This is a genomic window from Asanoa sp. NPDC050611, assembly GCF_040654855.1.
Taxonomy (GTDB): Bacteria; Actinomycetota; Actinomycetes; order Mycobacteriales; family Micromonosporaceae; genus Asanoa.
On record NZ_JBFAIU010000593.1, the window covers coordinates 1 to 2449 of the forward strand.

A 2449-nucleotide genomic window follows, 5' to 3' on the forward strand; every position below is an offset into this window, starting at 1 on the left:
GGTCGAAGCCCCACGGCGCCACGTAGGCGAGGTCGTCGTCGGCCGCGGCGGCGGGACCCTGGGCCAGGGCCGGCCGCACCACGTCGAGCACCCAGCCGGCCCAGCAGCAGGGTGCGCGGCACGGCAAGCCGCTCCGTCTCCGCCGGCTCGGGGCCCGTCTCCGCCGCCTCGGGCCGGCCCGACTGCTGGAACCGTTCCGAGAGCAGCACCGCGATGTCCTGCTCGACGAGGCCGTGCAGCTCGTCCGCCGACGCGAAGCGGCGGTACGAGACGTCGCCGGCGCGGCGGATCGCGTCCAGCAGGGCGGACAGGCGGGGATCCCGACCCGGCGCGGGGTCCTTGACGTAGATCAGCCGGGGCTTCCCGTCAGCGAGGCGGTACTCGTCGTCGAGGCCCGAGATCTCCATGTCGGGTGCGACCCAGCCGTAGCTCTCGTCGTAGATCCCGATGAAGATCTGGCTCTGCGCGAGGTACGACCGGTAGACCTCCCGCGGCGGGTGTGGGCGGGCGCCGGCCTCGAACATGACGGGCTGGAGCCGCAGGCCCACCACGGCGGCCCGGACCGCCTCCCGCTCGGCCGCGAGCTCCGTGAGGGTGGAGCTGACGAACACCCGGAGCCGCTGGTCCGGCGTCAGGATGATCCGCTGTCCGCCGGCCGGGTCGAGCATGCGCTTCCCTCCTCGGGCGTCGGTCCTGACAAGATCTCTCCATGGAACGCGATGCGCTCCACGGGAATGCCCAGATAGGCCGCCAAAATCAGGAATTATCCTGATTTCGGGTGAGGTGGGTCACGGCCCCACGCCCTGGAGCGCCGTGTCAGGCTGACCGGGTGGAGCCGGCCGACTGGGAGTCCCATCGCCCCGCGGTGTTCGGCGCCGCCTACCGGATCCTGGGCTCGGTGGCCGAGGCCGAGGACGTGACGCAGGACGTCTGGCTGCGGGCCCGCGGCGCCGACCTGGGCGAGGTCCGGGACCTGCGGGCGTGGCTGGTGACCGTGTCGGCCCGCACGGCGTACAACGTGCTGCAGTCGGCCCGGGTCCGCCGCGAGTCGTACGTCGGTCCCTGGCTGCCCGAACCCCTGCTCACCGGGCCCGACGCCGCCGAGCGGGTGCTGCTGGACGAGTCGGTGAGCACGGCCCTCCTGGTGGTGATGGAGGCGCTCACGCCGCGCGAGCGGGTCGCGCTGGTGCTGCACGACGTGTTCGAGTTTCCTTTCGACCAGGTCGCCGAGGTGGTCGGGGGCACGCCCGCCGCCAGCCGCAAGCTCGCCTGGCGTGCCCGGGAGCGGGTCGGCGCGGTGACCGAGCGGCCCAGAGCGTCCAAGGGCGAGACCAGGCGCGTGCTCGAGGCGTTCAGGGCGGCGGCACACGCCGGTGACCTGGCGCGGCTCGTCGAGCTGCTGGACCCGGACGCCACCTACGTCGCCGACGGCGGTGGCAAGGTGACCGCCGCCCGCAAGCCGGTCCTCGGTCGCGAGCGGATCGCACTGCTGGTCGTCAGGCAGATCGAGCTGCGGCGGCCGGACGCCGTCCGCATCGTCGAGGTGAACGGGTCGCCCGCGCTGGCCACCTATCGCGACGGGACGCTGGTCTGGCTCGACACCGTCGAGATCGCCGGCGGCCGCATCACCGAGTTCCGCCGACAGGTCAACCCGGAGAAGCTCGGTCACATCTGAGCCCGCCGCGTTGTCTCCCTCGCATGAGAGACGTTGTGATCATCGGAGGCGGTTTCGCGGGCGTGTGGAGCGCGGCCGGCGCGGCGCTGGCCCGCGGCCGGGCCGACCTGCGCATCACGCTGGTCGCGCCGAACGACGACCTGGTGCTGCGCCCGCGCCTGTACGAGCCCGACCCGGAGAAGGCCACGGTGGCGCTGCACCGGATCCTCGCGCCGATCGGCGTCACGCACCTGCGGGCGCGGGTCGACACGATCGACCCGGGACACCGGGTGGTGACGACCGACGACGGCACCGAGATCGGTTACGACCGGCTGGTGCTGGCCGCGGGCAGCGCGCTCGTCGCGCCCCGGGACCTGCCCGGCGCCGAACGGCTCTTCGACATCGACACCCTGGCCGGAGCGCGCCGGCTGAGGCGACATCTCCGCGACCGGGACGGCTACACGGCCGTCGTCGTGGGTGCCGGGTTCGTCGGTCTGGAGGCCGCGACCGCGCTGGCGGCGCGCGGGCGGGTGGTGCTGGTGGACCGGTCCGACGTGGTCGGTCACCAGCTCGGACCGGGACCGCGGGCGGAGATCGAGGCGGCGCTGGACACGCTCGCCGTCGAACGCCGGCTCGGCACCACCGTGACCGAGGTCGGCGACGGCTATGCCCTTCTCGCCGACGGGACCAAGCTGGACGCGGACGCGGTGGTCTGGTGCGGCGGGCTGCGGGCCAGCGGACTGACGCGCCAGCTCGCCACCGCGCTCGACCACCTGGGCCGGGTGCCGGTCGACC

3 protein-coding genes are annotated in these 2449 nt (G+C 73.7%); 2 read left to right on the top strand and 1 reads right to left on the bottom strand.

Translation table 11 applies throughout. The features are described 5' to 3' along the window. A partial coding sequence (locus AB0H87_RS40660; protein ID WP_360158842.1) for a DUF4062 domain-containing protein occupies positions 1-668 on the bottom strand: 668 nt, incomplete at its 3' end. Positions 669-829: 161 nt separating this feature from the next. Between AB0H87_RS40660 and sigJ the strand changes: the two genes are divergently transcribed. Together sigJ and AB0H87_RS40670 are read left to right on the top strand one after the other, a co-directional pair. Then, on the top strand, positions 830-1675 hold the full coding sequence (gene sigJ / locus AB0H87_RS40665; RefSeq protein WP_360158845.1) for an RNA polymerase sigma factor SigJ: 846 nt from the start codon (positions 830-832) through the stop codon (positions 1673-1675). Between the two features lie 23 nt (positions 1676-1698). Continuing rightward, positions 1699-2449 (top strand): FAD-dependent oxidoreductase (locus tag AB0H87_RS40670; protein WP_360158848.1); only part of this gene is annotated, 751 nt, incomplete at its 3' end.